General features: G+C 72.8%; 14 protein-coding genes. 6 read left to right on the top strand and 8 right to left on the bottom strand.

Annotation, left to right across the window (positions count from 1 at the left end; genetic code table 11):
* Positions 1-2: 2 nt before the first annotated feature.
* The 3 genes from AC07DW_RS27345 to AC07DW_RS27335 all read right to left on the bottom strand — a co-directional run bounded on the left by AC07DW_RS27345 (position 3) and on the right by AC07DW_RS27335 (position 3,871).
* Positions 3-1,865 carry a glycosyl hydrolase family 18 protein gene (locus AC07DW_RS27345; protein WP_478860345.1) on the bottom strand — a complete coding sequence of 621 codons (1,863 nt, stop codon included), beginning with the start codon at positions 1,863-1,865 and terminating at the stop codon, positions 3-5.
* A gap of 129 nt (positions 1,866-1,994) precedes the next feature.
* Complete coding sequence (locus AC07DW_RS27340; protein ID WP_478860344.1) at positions 1,995-2,666, bottom strand: response regulator; 672 nt, start codon at positions 2,664-2,666, stop codon at positions 1,995-1,997.
* Positions 2,663-3,871 carry a sensor histidine kinase gene (locus AC07DW_RS27335; protein WP_478860343.1) on the bottom strand — a complete coding sequence of 403 codons (1,209 nt, stop codon included), beginning with the start codon at positions 3,869-3,871 and terminating at the stop codon, positions 2,663-2,665. Before AC07DW_RS27335 ends, AC07DW_RS27340 begins: the two co-directional genes overlap by 4 nt.
* 150 nt (positions 3,872-4,021) lie before the next feature.
* On the opposite strand from AC07DW_RS27335, the gene AC07DW_RS27330 reads away from it, so the two are divergent.
* Entirely contained in the window at positions 4,022-4,609 is a 588-nt protein-coding gene (locus tag AC07DW_RS27330; protein WP_478860342.1) for a hypothetical protein, read from the top strand.
* A gap of 56 nt (positions 4,610-4,665) precedes the next feature.
* On the opposite strand, the gene AC07DW_RS27325 is transcribed toward AC07DW_RS27330, so the two are convergent.
* From AC07DW_RS27325 to AC07DW_RS27315, 3 genes are read right to left on the bottom strand one after another with little or no spacing between them, the layout of a single operon-like run.
* A complete protein-coding gene (locus AC07DW_RS27325) occupies positions 4,666-5,238 on the bottom strand; it encodes a cob(I)yrinic acid a,c-diamide adenosyltransferase (RefSeq protein WP_478860341.1) in 573 nt (190 codons plus the stop codon).
* 13 nt (positions 5,239-5,251) lie between these two features.
* Complete coding sequence (locus tag AC07DW_RS27320) at positions 5,252-6,001, bottom strand: ABC transporter permease (protein ID WP_478860340.1); 750 nt, start codon at positions 5,999-6,001, stop codon at positions 5,252-5,254.
* Positions 6,002-6,009: 8 nt separating this feature from the next.
* Entirely contained in the window at positions 6,010-6,792 is a 783-nt protein-coding gene (locus AC07DW_RS27315; RefSeq protein ID WP_478860339.1) for an ABC transporter ATP-binding protein, read from the bottom strand.
* Positions 6,793-6,871: 79 nt separating this feature from the next.
* Between AC07DW_RS27315 and AC07DW_RS27310 the strand changes: the two genes are divergently transcribed.
* From AC07DW_RS27310 to AC07DW_RS27295, 4 genes are all read left to right on the top strand, one after another.
* Entirely contained in the window at positions 6,872-7,519 is a 648-nt protein-coding gene (locus tag AC07DW_RS27310) for a TetR/AcrR family transcriptional regulator (protein ID WP_478860338.1), read from the top strand.
* 162 nt (positions 7,520-7,681) lie between these two features.
* Entirely contained in the window at positions 7,682-8,530 is an 849-nt protein-coding gene (locus AC07DW_RS27305) for a 3-hydroxyacyl-CoA dehydrogenase family protein (protein WP_189551856.1), read from the top strand.
* A 170-nt stretch (positions 8,531-8,700) separates the two neighbouring features.
* Positions 8,701-9,024 (top strand): STAS domain-containing protein, encoded by a 324-nt coding sequence (locus tag AC07DW_RS27300; protein ID WP_031073773.1) that lies wholly within the window; start codon positions 8,701-8,703, stop codon positions 9,022-9,024.
* Between the two features lie 224 nt (positions 9,025-9,248).
* On the top strand, positions 9,249-12,077 hold the full coding sequence (locus AC07DW_RS27295; RefSeq protein ID WP_478860337.1) for an ATP-binding protein: 2,829 nt from the start codon (positions 9,249-9,251) through the stop codon (positions 12,075-12,077).
* 56 nt (positions 12,078-12,133) lie between these two features.
* On the opposite strand, the gene nucS is transcribed toward AC07DW_RS27295, so the two are convergent.
* Entirely contained in the window at positions 12,134-12,796 is a 663-nt protein-coding gene (gene nucS, locus AC07DW_RS27290) for an endonuclease NucS (protein WP_179166412.1), read from the bottom strand.
* Between the two features lie 220 nt (positions 12,797-13,016).
* Here nucS and AC07DW_RS27285 point away from each other — a divergent pair, with 220 nt between their 5' ends.
* The gene (locus AC07DW_RS27285; RefSeq protein ID WP_478860336.1) at positions 13,017-13,409 is read left to right on the top strand and encodes an SCO5389 family protein; all 393 of its coding nucleotides are present in this window, start codon (positions 13,017-13,019) and stop codon (positions 13,407-13,409) included.
* Positions 13,410-13,693: 284 nt separating this feature from the next.
* Here the strand turns inward: AC07DW_RS27285 and AC07DW_RS27280 are convergent, their stop codons facing one another.
* Complete coding sequence (locus tag AC07DW_RS27280) at positions 13,694-14,728, bottom strand: LLM class flavin-dependent oxidoreductase (protein WP_478860335.1); 1,035 nt, start codon at positions 14,726-14,728, stop codon at positions 13,694-13,696.
* Positions 14,729-14,975 lie beyond the last annotated feature (247 nt).

Raw genomic sequence — 14,975 nt, 5'->3', positions numbered from 1 at the left:
GGCTACTTCAGCCCGCTGCTGATCGCGCCGACCAGTTCGCCGTTCGCGGTGTCACCGCTGAACTCCCAGAAGAACGCGCCGCCCAGGCCCTGGCTCTTCGCCCAGCCCATCTTGGACGTGACGGTGGCCGGGGTGTCGTAGCTCCACCAGTTGGTGCCGCAGTGCGCGTACGCGGTGCCGGCGACCGTCCCGTTGGCGGGGCAGGAGTTCTTGAGGACCTTGTAGTCCTCGATGCCCTGCTCGTACGTGCCCTGGGCCGGGCCCGTCGCGGTGCCGCCCGGCTCCTTCTGGGTGACGCCGGTCCAGCCGCGGCCGTAGAACCCGATGCCGAGGAGCAGCTTGGCGGACGGGACGCCCTTGGCCTTGAACCTGGCGATCGCGTCGGCGGAGTTGAAGCCCGCCTGCGGGATGCCCGGGTACGAGGTCAGCGGGGAGTGGGGGGCCGTCGGGCCCTTCGCCGCCCAGGCGCCGAAGAAGTCGTACGTCATCACGTTGTACCAGTCGATGTACTGCGCGGCGCCGCCGTAGTCGGCGGCGTCGATCTTGCCGCCCGGGGAGGCGTCGGCCGTGACGGCGGCGGTGACGAGGTTGTTGGCGCCGAACTTGGCGCGCATGGCCTGCATCATGTTCTTGAAGGCCGCCGGGCCGCTGGTGTCGCAGGTCAGACCGCAGGCGTTGGGGTACTCCCAGTCCAGGTCGATGCCGTCGAAGACGTCGGCCCAGCGCGGGTCCTCCACCAGGTCGTAGCAGGACTGGGCGAAGGCGGTCGGGTTCTTCACGGCGTCGGGGAAGCCGCCGGACCAGGTCCAGCCGCCGAACGACCACAGCACCTTGATGTGCGGGTACTGCGCCTTCAGCTTGCGCAGCTGGTTGAAGTTGCCGCGCAGCGGCTGGTCCCAGGTGTCGGCCTTGCCGTCGACGGACTGGTCGGCGGTGTAGGCCTTGTCGTAGTCGGCGTAGGCGTCACCGATGGTGCACTTGCCGTTCTGCACGTTGCCGAAGGCGTAGTTGATGTGCGTGATCTTCGACGCGGAGCCGGACGTCACCAGGTTCTTGACGTGGTAGTTGCGCCCGTACACGCCCCAGTTGGTGAAGTAGCCGAGGTTGACCTTGGCGCCGGGGCCCGGACCGGGGCCGGGGTCGGTGCCGCCGCCGGTGGTGCGTACGGCGCGGGCGCCGCTGACCGGGCCGGTCTGGTCGGCCGTGTCGCGGGCCTGGACGCTGTAGGAGTAGTCGGTGCCGGCCGACAGGGCGGTGTCGGTGTACGTCAGGCCGGTGACCGTGGCGACCTTGGCGCCGTCACGCAGCACGTCGTAGTTCTTGACGCCCTTGTCGTCGGTGGCGGCGGTCCAGGTGAGCTTCACCGAGGTGTCGGTGATGTCGGACGCGGCCGGGGTGCCGGGCGCGGAGGGCGCGGTGTCATCGGGGACGGTGGGCCCGCCGTCGCACGAGCCGCCGTTGAGCTTGCAGCCCGTGGGCGATCCGGTGCCGGTGCCGTTGAACCCGAAGGAGACGGAGGCGCCGGGGGCGAGGGTGCCGTTCCAGCCGACGTTCTTGGCGGTCCAGTGGTTGCCGCTGTTGGTGACGGTGGCGTCCCAGGCGGAGGTGACCGACGTGCCGGAGGGGAAGTCCCACTCGACGGTCCAGGAGGACAGGGAGGTGGTGCCGGTGTTCTTCACCGTCCACCGGCCCTCGAAGCCGGAGCCCCAGTCGGAGGCCTTGGTGTACGTGGCGGTCGCCGAGGTGGCGGCCTGCGCGGGGGAGGCGAGGCCGACCATGGCGGCCAGCGGGAGCAGAAGGGCGGTCAGTCCGGCCGTGGCTCGGGCGCGGAACCTCGTTCTGCGCGGAAGTGCTTGAGTGCTCAACGGTGCTCCTCAAGTTGCGGACGGACGAAGTGGGGGTCTCGTCCGTGAGTCCGTGAAAGGTGCGCGCCGCGAGCGTAGGAAGGTCTGGACCAATCGTCAATAGGTCCAGACCATTGTGGTGGTTCTCGTTCACACCCCCAACTCCTGCGCGAGCACCGCCGCTTGCACCCTGCTGCGCAGCTCCAGCTTCCCCAGCAGGCGGCTCACATGGGTCTTCACCGTCGCCTCCGCCATCTCCAGGCGCACCGCGATCTCCGCGTTCGACAGCCCCTCGCCCAGGCACGACAGCACCTCCCGCTCCCGCCGGGTCAGCACGTCCAGCACCGCCAAGTCGGGCGCGTCCGGGGCCCGCGCCGACCGGGTCGGCGCCGCGAACTCCGCGATCAGCCGGCGCGTCACCGCCGGCGCGATCAGGCCCTCGCCGCGCGCCACCGTACGCACCGCCTCGACGAGGTCCCGGGCCTCGGTGTTCTTCAGCAGGAAGCCGGCCGCCCCGGCGCGCAGCGCGCCGAAGACGTACTCGTCCAGGTCGAACGTCGTCAGGACCAGCACGTCGGCGAGGCCCTCGCCCACCACCTGACGGGTCGCCGACACACCGTCCAGGCGAGGCATCTGCACGTCCATCAGCACCAGATCGGGCCGCAGCTCCCGTGCCAGCCGCACCGCCTCCTCCCCGTCCCCGGCCTCCCCGACCACCTCGATGTCGGGCGCGCTGCGCAAAATGAGGACCAGCCCGGCGCGCACCGCGCCCTGGTCCTCGGCCACCAGCACGCGCACGCGCGGGACTCCCGTTCCGGTCATGCCGCCGGCTCCTTGTCGTTTTCCGCCACGGGCAGCTCCGCCCGCACCCGCCAGATCCTCTCCGGTGCGCCGGGACCGCCCGGCGCCGGACCCGCCTCGAACACACCGCCCAGCAGCGCGACCCGCTCCCGCATGCCCACCAGACCGGCCCCCGACCCCGGCGCGCGCGGCCCCCGCCGGCCGCCGTAGGGGCTGGTCACCTCGACGGTCAGGCCGTGTCCCGCGGAGCGCAGCGCGACGGTCACCTCGCCCGCGTCCGCGTGCTTGAGCGTGTTCGTCAGCGACTCCTGCACGATGCGGTACGCGGCCAGCTCGACGGGGGCCGGAACGCCCCCGCCCGGCGGCCGGTCGTCGACCAGCCGGAACGTCAGGCCGCTCGCCGCCCCGTTCGCCCCGGCCTGCCGCACCAGTGCGTCCAGGCCGTCGAGGGTGGGCGCGGCGGCCGGCTCGTCGTGGCCGCCGGTGTCCCGCAGCAGGCCGATCAGGCGGCGCATCTCGGCCAGGCCGTCGACGCTGTTCTCGCGGATGACGCCCAGCGCGTCCCGGGACGTCGCCGGGTCGTCCAGCGAGAGCGCGGCGGTGGAGTGGATGGCGATGGCGGACAGGTGGTTGGCCACCATGTCGTGCAGCTCGCGGGCCATCCGGGACCGTTCGGCGATCACCGCCTCACGGCGGTCCATCTCGGCCAGCAGCGCGGTCTGATCGGCCCGCAGCCGGGCCGTGTCGGCGGCCTGGCGGTGGTTGCGGACCACGGCGCCGGTGATGGCGGGGAAGACCGTGATCAGTGCCGTGACCACGCCCACCAGCAGCGCCTCCGGGTCCCGGTACCGGGCCAGCAGGCCGAGCGTCACCGCGATCGTGATGAGCCCGGCGCCCACCGGGATCCGCCGGGCGGAGGCGGGACGCCCGTACACCACGGCGGCGTACACGATGTCGGCGAACATCACGACCGTCATCAGGTTGCCCCGGGTGAACTGGTCCGCGACGACCGCCACCGTGGCCACGAGCAGCGCCGTACCCGGCATGGTGCGGCGCAGCAACGCCGACGAGGCCACCGTCAGGAGCGGCACGAGCACCACCGGCCCGTCGGGCCGCCGGACGCCGGGCCCCTGCGTGTGCAGCCCGAACGACCACAGCAGCACGCCGCACGCCAGGCCGGCGGCCGCGATCAGCACGTCGTCGCGATGGGTACGGGGAAGTCTCACCCTGCCATCCAACACGCCGCGTGCCGCCCGGACGTCGACGCGCGGTCGGAAGCCGACTACATCGAACGGTGCAGTACCGGTTCGTCAACGGCGACGACGCGACGGCCCGCGACGGCCGCAAGGCTGGAGGGGTACCGAAGGGAGAGAGCCGTGGTCGTCGCGCTCATCGTCATCTGTGAAGTCGGCTTCTGGGTGCTGCTCGCCGCCGGCCTCGCCGCCCGCTACCTGCTGAGGATGCCCCGTACGGGCGCGGCGCTGCTGCTGTGCGAGCCGCTGCTGGAGGTCGTGCTGCTGGTCGTCACCGCGCTGGACCTGAAGGACGGCGCCGAGCCGAGCATGAAGCACGGGCTGGCCGCGCTGTACATCGGGTACACCGTCGGGCACGGCCACCGCACGGTGAAGTGGCTCGACGGGCACGCCGCCCACCGCCTCGGAGGGGCCCCGCCCCCGGTGGGGCCACCCCGGTACGGCATGGCGCGCGCCCGCCACGAGGGCCGGATCTGGCTCGGCACGGCGGTCGGGGCGGCGGTCGCCACGGGACTGCTGTGGCTGGCGATCCTGTACGTCGACGACCCCGCCCGCACCGGTCCGCTGGAGAGCTGGACGCACGTGGCGTGGCGGACGGCGGGCATCCACGGGCTGATCGCCCTGTCGTACGCGCTCTGGCCGAGAAAGGCGCCCGAGGGCCCGGCGGGGCCGGAGAAGACGCGGGACCCGGTCCCGGTGGAACGCCGCTGACGCCCCCGCGGGGGCGTCAGCACCGCCCTGGTGTCCGTCCGCCCGGACGCCGGGTGTCAGCGCTCCCCGCCGGGCACCCACAGCACGTCGCCGACCTGCTTGTTGGCCGTCCTGGCCAGGATGAACAGCAGGTCGGAGAGGCGGTTGAGGTACGTGGCCGTCAGGGCGTTCATCGTCTCGCCGTGGACCTCCAGCGCGGCCCACGTCGAGCGCTCGGCCCGCCGCACGACCGTGCACGCCTGGTGCAGCAGGGCCGCGCCCGGGGTGCCGCCGGGGAGGATGAAGGAGCGGAGCTTGTCCAGGTCCTCGAGGAACCGGTCGCAGTCGGCCTCCAGCTTGTCGACGTAACCCTGCTCCACCCGCAGCGGCGGGTACTGCGGGTTCTCCACCACCGGCGTCGCCAGGTCCGCGCCCACGTCGAACAGGTCGTTCTGGACGCGGACGAGGACCTTGACGACCTCCTCGTCGAGGCCGCCCAGGGCGATGGCGGTGCCGATGACGGCATTGGCCTCGTTGGCGTCGGCGTACGCCGCGATCCGCAGGTCCGTCTTGGCCGTGCGGCTCATGTCGCCGAGTGCCGTCGTGCCCTTGTCGCCGGTGCGGGTGTAGATGCGCGTCAGGTTGACCATACGGCCAGCCTAGTTACGCGCCGGCCCTCCGGAACACACGTGTGCCCACCGTCACGGCGACGCCCGCGAAGGCGGCGGCGACCAGCACCCCGTACAGCATCTCCGGGCCCGCGTAGTCGCCCACGTACCCGGCCCGCACCGCGTCCACCAGGTAGCGGAGCGGCATGAGGCGCGACAGGACGTCGAGCCACGCCGGGGCCAGGGCCATGGGCAGCATCAAGCCGGACAGCAGCATCGACGGCATGCTCAGCGCGTTGACGACCGGCCCGAACTCCTGGGGCCTGGACACCTTCAGTGCCAGCGCGTACGACAGCGACGCCAGCGCGACCGTCAGGACGGCGACGAACGCGAACCCGATCAGGATCCCGCCCAGCGGTGCCCGCAGCCCCATCGCCACGGCGGCCAGCACGAGCAGCACCGCCTGGAAGACGAAGACCGCGGCGTCCCGCAGGACCCGCCCCAGCAGCAGCGCGAGCCGGCCGACCGGGGTGACGCGCATCCGCTCCACGACGCCCAACTGCTTCTCGATGATGATCGCGAAGCCGGCGAACGAGGCGCCGAACAGGCCGAGCTGGAGCAGCAGGCCGGGCACCAGGACCTGCCAGGAGTCGCCTTCCGTGCCGAGCGGCAGGCCGGTGAGGAGCGGGCCGAAGAACAGCAGGTACAGCAGCGGCATCAGGACGCCGAAGAGCAGCTGGAACTTCGAGCGCAGCGTCTGGCGGGCGTACCGCCCGAAGACCAGCGCGATGTCGTGGAACAGCACGGGAACTCCTAGACGGCCACGGGGGCCTGGTCGGCGGGCGCCGGGCCGCGCCCGGTGATGGCGAGGAAGGTGTCCTGGAGCGAGGCGCCCGACGACCCGGCGTACCGCTCCTTGAGCGCGGCGGGGGTGCCCTCCGCGGCGACGGCGCCCCGGTCGACGACGACGAGCCGGTCGGACAGTTCGTCGGCCTCGTCGAGGTAATGGGTGGTGAGGAAGACGGTGGTGCCGTACGTGTCGCGCAGCCGCCGCACCAGCCGCCACAGGTCGGCGCGGCTGCCGGGGTCCAGGCCGGTGGTCGGTTCGTCGAGGAAGAGGACCTCGGGGCGGTGGGTGAGTCCCAGGGCGATGTCCAGGCGCCGCCGCTGGCCGCCGGAGAGCGCCGCGCAGGGGCGGTCCAGCAGCCCGGCCAGGTCCAGGTCGCGCGCCAGCTCGTCCGCCCGGTCGGCCGCCTCGGCCCGGGAGAGGCGGTAGAGCCGGGCCTGGGTGACCAGCTCCTCGCGTACGGAGACGGAGAGGTCGACGCCGCCGGACTGGGCGACGTACCCGATCCTGCGCCGTACCCCGGCGGGGTCGGCGCCCAGGTCGCAGCCCGCGACCGTGGCGGTGCCGCCGGTGGGTGGGAGGAGCGTGGTGAGCATCCGCAGCGTGGTGGTCTTACCGGCGCCGTTGGGGCCGAGGAAGCCGAGGATTTCGCCCGCCCGGACGGTCAGGTCGATGCCGCGGACCGCTTCGACGGGGCCGCCGCGGGAGCGGAAGGTGTGGGCCAGTCCGGCCGTGCTGATGATGGGCATGCCCCAAGAAAAACAGAGTCACTGAAAGTTTGCAATATCTCCAAATTTTCAGTGAATCCAACGAAGCTAGTATGAAGGCATGGCGACCGAAGGACTGAGAGAGCGCAAGAAGCGGCAGACCCGGCAGCACATCTCCGACGTGGCCACGGGCCTGTTCCTGGAGCGCGGCTTCGACGCCGTGACGATCGCCGAGATCGCCAGGGCCGCCGACGTCTCCGTCAACACCGTGTACAACTACTTCCCGGCCAAGGAAGACCTGTTCCTCGACCGCGCCGAGGACGTCGTCGACCGCCTCTCCCGCCATGTCCGAGGCCGCCGCCCCGGCGAGTCCGCCGCCGCCGCCGTCCTGCGCGAACTGCGCGCCGCCGTCGTCGGCCACTCGCCCGCCGTCGGCCTCTTCGCCGGCTGGGCCGACTTCGTGCGCGTCATCACCGACGCCCACGCGCTGCGCTCCCGCCTCTGGGCCATCGAGCAGGAGGCGCTCGCCGATCTGACCGCCACCCTCGCCAAGGAGACGGCCGCCGCCGACGACGACCCGATGCCGACCCTCGTGGCCGGCCAGCTCTCCTGGATCCACAGCACCCTGATGGCCTGGATCGGCGCCGGGATGGCCGAGGGGCGCGACATCGCCGAGGTCGCCCGTGGCGCCCTCGGCCTCCTCGACGAGATGGAGGAACTCCTCGGGGAGAAGGTGCTGCGGTACGCGGAGCGGCCGCCCGGTCGGTGACCCCGCTCACGGCTGTCGGCCCGCCGGCTCACCGCACCGCCCGTAGCGGTGTGATGTCCGTCATCTGAGACGTGACGCGCATCTCTTCGGCGCCACACGGCCGCGCGCGCCCGCTAACCTCCGCGAAGAGCCGATACGTAAACGGGTGTTAAGGGGAAGATCGTGGCCAGGAAGCTCGCCGTCATCGGGGCCGGACTCATGGGATCCGGAATCGCGCAGGTCTCGGCCCAGGCGGGGTGGGAGGTCGTGCTCCGCGACGTCACCGACGCCGCCCTGACCCGCGGCACCGACGGCATCAAGGCCTCGTACGACAAGTTCGTCGCCAAGGGCAGGCTCGAAGCCGCCGACGCCGAGGCGGCCCTGGCCCGCATCACCACCACCACCGACATGGACGCGGCGGCCGACGCCGACATCGTCGTCGAGGCCGTCTTCGAGAAGCTGGACGTCAAGCACGACATCTTCCGTACGCTCGACAAGCTCGTACGCGACGACGCCGTCCTGGCCTCCAACACCTCCGCCATCCCGATCACCAAGATCGCGGCCGTGACGGAGCGCCCGGAGCGCGTCGTCGGCACCCACTTCTTCTCGCCGGTCCCGATGATGCAGCTGTGCGAGCTGGTGCGCGGTTACAAGACCAGCGACGAAACCCTCGCCACCGCCCGTGAGTTCGCCGAGTCCGTCGGCAAGACCTGCATCGTCGTCAACCGCGACGTCGCCGGCTTCGTGACGACCCGTCTGATCTCCGCCCTCGTCGTCGAGGCCGCGAAGCTGTACGAATCGGGCGTCGCCTCCGCCGAGGACATCGACGTCGCCTGCAAGCTGGGCTTCGGCCACGCCATGGGCCCGCTGGCCACCGCCGACCTCACCGGCGTGGACATCCTGCTCCACGCCACCAGCAACATCTACACCGAGTCCCAGGACGAGAAGTTCGCGCCGCCGGAGCTGATGCGCCGGATGGTGGACGCCGGTGACATCGGTCGCAAGAGCGGGCAGGGCTTCTACAAGCACTGAGCCGCCCCGACCCATTCACCATCACCCTTCGGGGTGAATTCGGTATCGGTTCGCTTACAAGGCGCAACTGGTCCGCCGGTCAGGCAGTCAGTTGATGCATAGAAGTACGTGACGACGAAAGACGCGCACGACGCAAAGACGTGACGACAACGCACTCTCGGGGAGCGCATATGCACATCAGGGGCGACCACGCCGAGCTGGTCGTCGGGGGCCGCCTCGACGTCCGCAGCGCGGCGGACGCCCGCACGGTCCTGCACTCGGCCGTCGACGACGGAGCCGGCGACCTGGTGCTGGACCTGACCGGCCTCGACTCCTGGGACGCCACCGGCCTGGGAGTCATCATGGGCGCCCACCGGCGAGCGGGCCGCTGCGGCCGCCGGCTGGTGCTGCGGGGCGTACCGCCCCAGATGCAGCGCCTGCTGGTGGCGACCCGGCTGCACCGCATCCTCGCCATCGAAGGCGGCATCGCCGCCGAAACGTTGCCCCGGGTGTAACGGTACGGGTCTGGTAAACCGCACCAGGCGCCCAATCCTCACAAGACCGTGACGTCTTGGGCGCCGTGCCACCCCGGCTCTTCATTCATACTGAGCGAACGTCTAGGGTTCGGTCGCCTGCCGAATGTCGGACCCACCCGGCGGGCACCGGACCAGAAGCGACAGCGGGCGTGCAGAAAGGCCGGGAGGGGCTTCGGCGCACCACGCTTTTGGGGGCTTTCACCATGGACCCGATCACCCGGGGACCGGAAAACTTCGGCCACGACGACCGCGACGGCGACGGCCGCCCGCGCACCACGCGCGACGGCGGCTCCATGCCCCCCTCCGGGCAGGGCGGCGCACCGCCGGGCCCGGCCAGGACCGCCCAGCTCGTCTCGGGCGACCTCCTGCTCACCATCAACCCCATAGACGGCAGCGAGATCGAGCCCTGTCCGCCCGGGCGCCTGCCGGAGACACCCGGCCGCCGCACCCCCGAGGAGCGCGCCGACCTGGCCCGTACGGCCGGCCCGCCCGTACCGCCGGGCCCCGCGGCCCCGCGGCTGCCCCTGCTGGAACGCCAGGAGGAGCGCGAGCGGCTGGTCCGGCTGCTGTCGCGCGGGCGCTCCGTACGCCTGACCGGCCCGGCCGGGTCCGGGCGCACCGCGCTGCTCGACGCCGTCGCCGCCGACTGCGCCGGCCTCGCGCCCGACGGGGTCGTACGGCTCTCCGGCCACCACCGCACCCCCACCGAGCTGCTGCACGAGCTGTTCGCCGCCGTCCACCGCGCGCCGGCCCACCGCCCCGACCGGGCCGGGCTCAAGGCCGCCGTCCACGCCATCGGCGCCGTCGTCGTCCTGGACGACCTGGAGTTCGGCGGCGCCGCGCTGGACGAACTCCTCGACGCCACGCCCGAGTGCGCCTTCCTGCTCGCCGCCACCCCCGACGTCGCCGCGCCGTCCCCCGAGTCCCACCTCGAAGAGGTGTTCCTCTCCGGGCTGGACCGCAGCTCCGCGCTGGAGCTGCTGGAGCGCGCCGTCGACCGGCCGCTCACCGACGACGAGGCCAACTGGGCCGGCGACCTCTGGTTCGAGTCCGAGGGCCTGCCCCTGCGGTTCGTCCAGGCCGGCGCCCTGCTTCGGCAGCGCGACGAGCTGCGCTCCGGCCCGTCCGGGGACGACGACGAGGACAACGTCTTCACCGACCTCCGCGACGCGCCCCTGCCGTCGCTCCGCGACGGCGCGGCCCCCGCCCCGCTGCTCGCCTCCCGGCTCTCCGAGTCCGCCCGCGAGACGCTCCGCTTCGCCGTCGCCCTGGGCGGGGAGGTGCCGCACCAGGCGCACCTGCCGGCGCTCGTCAACGACACCCACGCCGACGCGGCGCTCGGCGAGCTGCTGCGCTGCGGGCTGCTCACCCCGGTCGGCACCCGCTACCGGCTCGCCGCCGGGGTGATGACGCAGCTCGTCGCCGAGGGCTACGACGAGGGCGCCGCCGACCGCGCCCACACCGCCGCCGCGCACTACGCCTGGTGGGTCGGCCACCCCTCGGTCAGCCCCGAGCGGGCGGCCGCCGAGGCGGACGCCGTACTGGCCGCGATGACGGCACTGGTGAAGGCGGCCGCCGACGCCGGCACGGGCGGCACCGGCTCCGGCTCCGGTTCCCCGGACGTCTCCGGGGTCTTCGGAGGCACCGGTGGCTCCGCGACGTCCGGCGCCTCCGGCTCCCTGTCCTCCGCCGACGCCGAGGAGGAGGGGTACGCCGACACGGCGGTCGTCCTCGCCCGCAGCGCGGCGCCCGCGTTCGCGGCCGGACTGCACTGGGGAGCCTGGGAGCGGTCGCTGCGCGCCGGTGCCGAGGCCGCCCGGCACGCGGGCGAGGTGGCCGAGGAGGCGTACTTCCACCACGAGTTGGGTGTCCTCGCGCTGTGCGCCGGCAACCTGGACCGGGCCCGCGCCGAGCTGGAGGCGTCGATCGCCATGCGCGGCGCCCTCGCCGACAAGCGCGGCACGGTGGCCGGCCGGCGAGCCCTGGCCCTGGTCGCGGACCGCGAGCGCGGGCCGCTGCCTGGAGGCCGGACGGCGGCGGGCGAGGAGGTGCCCGCGGCGCGGTCCGAGGAGTCGGCGTCCCCGCCCGGTGGCGTACCGGCGGGCCCGGTGCGCAAGCCGGAGGTGGCCGTGCCGGCGGCCCCGGGCGGTACGACCGGGCCCCTCACCACCCGCCAGGACCCGCCCGCCCAGGCCCCTGCCTCCGCCTCGGGGGCGACGACGCGGCGCACCATCCTGAGCGGCGCGCGGCGCAACCTGGTCGCCGCCGGGGCGGGCGCCGTCCTCGCGGCCGTCCTGGGCACGGTGGTGACCCTGGGCGCGACCGCGGGCGGTGACGACGGCACCGGCGGTTCGCGGCGGGTGACGTCCGACCAGCCGTCGGACGAGAACGGCGGGGCCGGCGGTCCCGACGCGGACGAGCCGGCCCAGGGTTCCACCCGGGACCCCGGTGACGGCGGCGGCGACGGCGGTACGGGCGGGCACGGCTCGGGCTCCGGCACCTCCGGCGGGTTTGGCGCCCCGTCGGGACCGGGCGAGAGCGGTGCGGCGGGCACCCCGTCCCACCCGTCGGGCGACCCGTCCGCCGCCACCGGCGGGGGCGCCGCCACCGGCGGCGGCACCCCGACGACCGGCGGGACGTCCCCCACGACCGGCGGCACGACCTCCCCCACGACCGGCGGCAGCAGCTCCCCGACGACCGGCGGTACGTCCTCGCCCACCACGGGCGGCACCGGCTCGCCCACGACCGGCGGATCCTCGTCCCCGACCACCGGCGGTACGGACACCACGGGCGGCACCGACACCACGGGCGGTACGGACACCACCGGCGGTACGGACACCACGGGCGGCACCGACACGACCGGCGGCACCGACAGCACCGGCGGTACGGACACCACCGGCGGGACCGACGCGGGCGGCGCCGGCGGCGGCACCAGCAGCGGCGGCACGGACACCACCGGTGGGGCGGGCGGAGCCACCCAGAGCGCCCCCGCCACGAGCGATGGCCCCACGCCGGGCGGAACGGCGGCCTGAGACGCGGTACGGCCCCGGGACGGTGACGTCCCGGGGCCGTACGCGCGCGACGAGGCTCAGAACAGCCGCAGCTTGTCGTCCTCGATGCCGCGCAGCGCGTCGTAGTCCAGCACCACGCACCCGATCCCGCGGTCCGTCGCCAGCACCCGTGCCTGCGGCTTGATCTCCTGGGCCGCGAAGACGCCCTTCACCGGCGCCAGGTGGGGGTCGCGGTTCAGCAGCTCCAGATAGCGGGTGAGCTGCTCCACACCGTCGATCTCGCCGCGCCGCTTGATCTCCACGGCGACTGTCGCGCCGTCCGCGTCGCGGCACAGGATGTCGACCGGCCCGATGGCGGTCGGGTACTCGCGGCGGATCAGCGTGTACCCGTCGCCGAGTGTCTCGATCCGGTCGGCGAGCAGTTCCTGGAGGTGTGCTTCCACGCCGTCCTTGATGAGGCCGGGATCGACACCGAGCTCGTGGGACGAGTCATGGAGGATTTCCTCCATGGTGATGATCAGTTTCTCGCCCGCTTTGTTCACCACCGTCCAGACGCGGTCATCACCCTCCTTGAGGGTGCACGGCGGCGACATCCAATTGAGCGGTTTGTACGCACGGTCGTCGGCGTGGATGGACACGCTGCCGTCCGCCTTCACCAGGATCAGACGGGGTGCGGAGGGCAGGTGGGCGGTGAGCCGGCCCGCGTAGTCCACGGAGCAGCGGGCGATGACGAGACGCATGGTCGGCAACGCTACAAGACACACGCTCTTCCGCGCGATTCGGTCCTAAACTCCCGTTCTTCCATGGCCGGTTGTGCACCCAATCTCCTGGTGCGGTCCGGACAGCGCGCTTACCGTGGAAGCGGGAGGTTGTCGCTCGTGCACGCAGCGTGTCGTGCGGGGGTCGTCCTCCTTCCCTGCCCGTAAGACCCCGGTCCCCGGGGTCGCGAGAGGAGAACCCATGTCGCTCGACGTCTCACCGGCGCTGTTGGATCAGGCCGAGCGAGGCGAGGTCGACGAAGCCGACTTCGTCGACTGCGTCCGGACCTCCCTGCCCTACGCATGGGAGATGATCAGCTCTCTGGTGGCCCAGCTGAAGGTGGACGGCGGTGCGTTCGCCGACAACCAGACGCCGCCGCCGGACGAGCAGGCGCGCGGCCAGCTGCTGCGCGCACTGGCGAGTGACGCGATCCGCGGTGCGCTCCAGCGGCACTTCGGCGTGCGTCTGGCATTCCAGAACTGCCACCGCGTCGCGGTGTTCCCGCTGGACTCCTCGGTCGACGAGCGGCTCGCCCGCTTCACCTCCGTACGAGCCCAGTTGCTGAACCAGTCGCCGACCCTGCGCGACTGCTGACGCCCTGGCGTGTCTTTTGGATCGGGCCGGAGCGGGGAGCGGTCCGCCGCGGAGCGGGAGGGGGGCCCGGTCGAGCGAAGCCGAGACCTTGGGAGTCACCGCGGTACGTGCGGACGTGGGGCGGAGGAGGGAGCCACTGCGGGGCGATGGCGACCGACGACGCCACCGCGGACTCGCGTGCCACCGGGGCACGCGAGCCCGGCATGATCCGGAAGACACGCCCCGGTGCTGCCGCTCCGCATCGCGGGAGGTGCGACTGGTGCGGGGCGGCGGCGCGGTGGACCTCATACGAGCCGGGGTGTCACCTCGGTGCCCAGCCGCCGTACGTTCTCCTCGGTGGCCGCGACGTCGCCCGAGCCCTCGACGAGCAGCGCGAAGCGCGTGATTCCCGTACGCTCCGAGGTCGCCGCCAGCCGGTCCGCGGCCACCCGGGGGGAGCCCACCGGATGCAGCCGGCACAGCAGCTCGGTGTAGGCGATGGGGTCGCGCATCGCACGGCGCCTGCCGTCCACGGTCACATGGGCGTCCAGGCCCTGCTTCAGCCAGCCGGGCATCGCCTTGACCAGTGCCTCCGCCGCGTCCGCCGTACGGTCCGCGATCTGTGCCACGCCCGCCGACACATGGCCGTCCGCCGCCCGCGCGACCGCGTCCGGGGTGTGGCCGGCGGCCAGCGCCTCACGCCGCCACAGGGCGACCATGTCCGCCTTCTCCTCGTCGCCGCAGTGCATCCCGAGCAGCATCGGCAGACACCGCTCGGCGGCGAGCCGCACGCTCCGCGCCGAGGTGCAGGCGACGATCGTCTCCGGCACCGGCTCGCCGTCGATGAGCTCTTGCGGCCTCGGTACGACGGCGACCTCGCGGAAGCGGTGGCGCGGCCCCTCCGCCGAGACGCGGGGCTCCCGCAGCCAGCGCAGCAGCAGGTCCAGCGATTCGGGGAAACCCGTCTCGTACGCCGCGAGACCCGCGCCGAACACCTCCAGGTCCACCCACGGCCCGCCGCGGCCCACGCCCAGCGTGAACCGTCCGCCGGAGGTGATGTGCAGCAGCGCGGCCTGCTCGGCGAGCGCCACGGGGTGGGTCGCCGGCAGGACGCTGACGGCCGTCCCGACCCGGATCCGGCGCGTGCGCCCGAGCAGCAGCGCGGCGAGCGTCACGGCCGACGGACAGACGCCGTACGGTACGAAGTGGTGCTCGGCCAGCCATACCGAGTCCAGTCCGGCCTCTTCGGCCACCTCCGCCGACCGCACCGCGCGGTGCAGCGTCTCCCCCTGGCCCTGGCCGGGAAATTGCGCCGCCAGTACGAAAGTTCCCACACGCATCGCCTTATGCCTCCTTGACCGGCCGACGCGGCTCCCCTCACTGGCGACAACGTCTGGCAGGTGCCAAAGGCAACGGCCGGGCGGGAAGTTGTTGCGATTTTCCGGTAACTCGAACCGGACCGTGCGAGTACCCACAGTCGCGGCCTTTAGGCCAAGGCCGTGAAGTTACGGGATGAGCCTTGGTTGCAAGATGTCGATGCTGAGGGTGGCTTTGTAGGTGCGTCGGTCGACTTTGAGGCTTTTGTAG

This window comes from Streptomyces sp. NPDC045701, assembly GCF_056432045.1.
Note: the sequence above shows the minus strand (reverse complement) of the source record. Positions and strands in the feature narration are given on the sequence as shown.

Coding starts and splice junctions, on each gene's coding strand:
- AC07DW_RS27340 (WP_478860344.1), bottom strand. CDS start 2,666: ATGACCGGAACGGGAGTCCCGCGCGTGCGCGTGCTGGTGGCCGAGGAC.
- AC07DW_RS27325 (WP_478860341.1), bottom strand. CDS start 5,238: ATGGTCAACCTGACGCGCATCTACACCCGCACCGGCGACAAGGGCACG.
- AC07DW_RS27315 (WP_478860339.1), bottom strand. CDS start 6,792: ATGCCCATCATCAGCACGGCCGGACTGGCCCACACCTTCCGCTCCCGC.
- AC07DW_RS27310 (WP_478860338.1), top strand. CDS start 6,872: ATGGCGACCGAAGGACTGAGAGAGCGCAAGAAGCGGCAGACCCGGCAG.
- AC07DW_RS27300 (WP_031073773.1), top strand. CDS start 8,701: ATGCACATCAGGGGCGACCACGCCGAGCTGGTCGTCGGGGGCCGCCTC.
- AC07DW_RS27295 (WP_478860337.1), top strand. CDS start 9,249: ATGGACCCGATCACCCGGGGACCGGAAAACTTCGGCCACGACGACCGC.
- nucS (WP_179166412.1), bottom strand. CDS start 12,796: ATGCGTCTCGTCATCGCCCGCTGCTCCGTGGACTACGCGGGCCGGCTC.
- AC07DW_RS27285 (WP_478860336.1), top strand. CDS start 13,017: ATGTCGCTCGACGTCTCACCGGCGCTGTTGGATCAGGCCGAGCGAGGC.
- AC07DW_RS27280 (WP_478860335.1), bottom strand. CDS start 14,728: ATGCGTGTGGGAACTTTCGTACTGGCGGCGCAATTTCCCGGCCAGGGC.